The sequence below is a fragment of the Bacillota bacterium genome, assembly GCA_012837285.1.
GTDB lineage: Bacteria > Bacillota > DTU030 > DUMP01 > DUMP01 > DUNI01.
This window is the reverse complement of sequence record DURJ01000037.1, coordinates 1-2724: the sequence shown is the minus strand read 5'-3', so window position 1 is coordinate 2724 and position 2724 is coordinate 1. Positions and strand designations below refer to the sequence as shown.

The 2724-nt window shown below is 51.5% G+C and carries 3 protein-coding genes; all 3 read right to left on the bottom strand.

Annotated features, from left to right (window positions below; translation table 11 throughout):
- Positions 1-634: D-2-hydroxyacid dehydrogenase (locus tag GX016_02325; GenBank protein ID HHT70401.1), on the bottom strand; the 634-nt coding region annotated here is incomplete at its 3' end.
- Between the two features lie 34 nt (positions 635-668).
- Positions 669-2387, bottom strand: coding sequence for an FAD-binding protein (locus GX016_02320; GenBank protein HHT70400.1), 1719 nt, complete (start codon positions 2385-2387; stop codon positions 669-671).
- Positions 2388-2407: 20 nt separating this feature from the next.
- Positions 2408-2710 (bottom strand): hypothetical protein, encoded by a 303-nt coding sequence (locus tag GX016_02315; GenBank protein HHT70399.1) that lies wholly within the window; start codon positions 2708-2710, stop codon positions 2408-2410.
- Between the last annotated feature and the right edge of the window lie 14 nt (positions 2711-2724).

The following is a 2724-nucleotide window of genomic DNA, read 5'->3' as shown; positions in this document are numbered from 1 at the left end:
TGCCTTTTGTATCAGGTAGCAATGGACAGTGCAAAGCGATGACGTCAGACTCAGCCAGCAGTGTATCTAGATCTACGCATTCCTCTGCCTCTACGAAGGCGTCATAGGCAATGACTCTCATGCCCAGCGCTTTGGCAATCCTTCCGGTGGCTTGGCCTATCCGGCCGTAGCCGATGATCCCCATGGTTTTCCCAGCTAGCTCGATGAGGGGATAGTTCCAAAAGCACCAGTCCGGATTGTTGGTCCAGTCACCGTTATGGACTGCCTCGCTGTGTGCCGCCACGTGGTGGCAAATTTCCAGCAGCAGTGCGATTGCCATTTGAGCCACGGCGGCGGTGCCATAGGTGGGGATATTACAGACAGGAATTCCCTTCTCTTTGGCCGCCTTAACATCAACGATGTCGTAGCCTGTAGCCAAGACACCAATGAAACGTAAGTTGGGACAAGCATTTAGTGTTGCCCTAGTAATGGGTGTTTTGTTGGTATAGACAATGTCGGCGTCGCCGATACGGTTAGCAACCAGGTCAGCTGGCGTACGATCGTACACAATCAGGTCACCCAGTGCCTCCAGCTTCTCCCAAGAAAGGTCACCGGGGTTTGTGGTGTAACCATCCAGGATTACAATCTTTGGCATTGGTGTTTCTTCCTCCCTTCTGTATTGCAACTCCTTACTCTATTTGCTCCACCCATTGCTTGTTAGTAGCTGTTAGACTGCCATCAGCTGCTTGCCTTATGAGCAGGCTCTTGACCCATTCCGATCCTCCCGGCTGAGGATAATCTTTCCGGTAATGAGTGCTTCGGCTCTCACGGCGGAGCAGAGCTGATAGAGCAACCGTTCGGGCTACTGTGATTAGGTTGGCAGTTCCCAAAGCCACAAAAGGCGTCTCGGTGCCCCTGCTAAAACCTGACGAGGCCATTTCAGTCAATTCTTCCAATCTCGCCATGGTTCGCTTCAGACCTGCTTCATCTCTTATTACCAGGCAATTGTCCCACATCAGTTGCTGGACTTCATGCCTTAGTTTCCCGGCTGCAGGTCCAGAGTCATTGTTGAGCCGATTCTTTAATCCGGCTTCTGCCCATCTGACTGACAGCTCGATAAACCTGCCTGAGCCTTCCCTCTGGGCTGCTGCCCAGCCAGCCCTGTGGCCAAACACCTGACATTCAGCCAAAGAATTACCGCCAGGCCGGTCCGGTCCCCTGGCCCCACCTGCCACTTCCCCGGCTACAAAAAGACCGTCAATATCGGTTTCACCGTTGGGATCCTTCATCAGTACTCCACCGTTCATACACTGGGCTATGATACTCACTTCCAGACATTGCTCCCGGGGATCTATTCCGAGTTCCTGAAGGCGCTTCCAGGTGATCGGAATTGTCTCCATCAGATCGGCTGAGCTGCTTCTAAGATCAAGAAGTACGCCACCGTGTTTAGTACTGCGACCGCTCTTGACCTCCTGAAAAATAGCAAGGTCGAGGTATTTCGATATGTTGTTGGCACTGAAAGGGAAAGCTTTGTTTGCAAAAACTTCAGTTTCTGTAACTGTCATAGGCAGGTACTTATGGAGGAATTCTTCGTTATCGCCATTGTACAATCGTGGCTGCAGACGATAAATCGGACCGGAGAGAACTTGTGTTTTGGGGTATATCATTCCCGGACCAAACTGGACAAACTCCATGTTAATTACTGGTAGACCCAAATCCAGGGCTAAGGCATAACCATCCCCGGTCATCATTTTGCTGCCGACATTAAATTTGTACAGTTGCTGAGCCCCGCCGGTGGCCAGTACTACTGATTTAGCCCGGTACACAATAAGGCGATTGGTGACTGCCTCAAGGCCGACGGCACCACAAATTGACCCTTCATTCTCTAACAGCTGAACAATCATTACTTCCTCATCTATCGGAACTTCCAGCTCTTTCAGCTTTCCTAGCAGTACCCGCACGATCTCCCGCCCTGTCGCTCCGTCCTCTACCCAGCAGACCCGCGGATAACTAGCAAAGTCGCTTAACCGTTGGGCTAAATAGTTTCCCTCGTGCTGAAACGGCACACCCCATTCTTTGAGTTCTAAAACCCTTTCCGGTGCCTCTTCGGCTAAAATCCGAACCAATTCTGGGTTAATAAATCCTTCCCCGGCTCGAAGAGTATCCTGGTAATGGATTTCCGGGGAGTCTTGGTCATTAGCATGGCGCAGAGCAGCTCCAATGGCAAATAATTCAGAGACTGCTGTTACTGTCGAGCCATCAGCCATGTTTTTCCCTTTGGTCACGAGTCGCACCGTGGCACCAGCAGTCCTCGCCGCCAGAGCTGCTCGAGCCGCCGCGCCGCCACCGCCGACAACTAGAACATCTGTAGTGACCATTTCTTTGTTATTATACCATGTTCCCCTCAACAGTCTCTCCCCCTATGTGCTTATCTAGTGGCTATGATTTTTGCTAGTCCGACCGGTTCTTCCCGGAATAGGCTGCTGTTCATAGGACGAGCCTTGGCGTCTATGCAGACGGGGAAACCTACCTGTGCCATAATGTCAGCAGTGGTATCCAGGCCCGGAGCATACTCGATTAGAACCAGGCCCTCTTGTTCCAGCCGGAACACGGCCCGTTCCGTTATATAAAGTACCTCCTGACCTTTCCGCACTGCTTCCTGAGCACTGAAGGTTACCTGCTGTACCTGGGGAACAAACTTTTGGTGTTTACCTTCCTGGACAATAGTCAAAGTTCCAGCTCGTA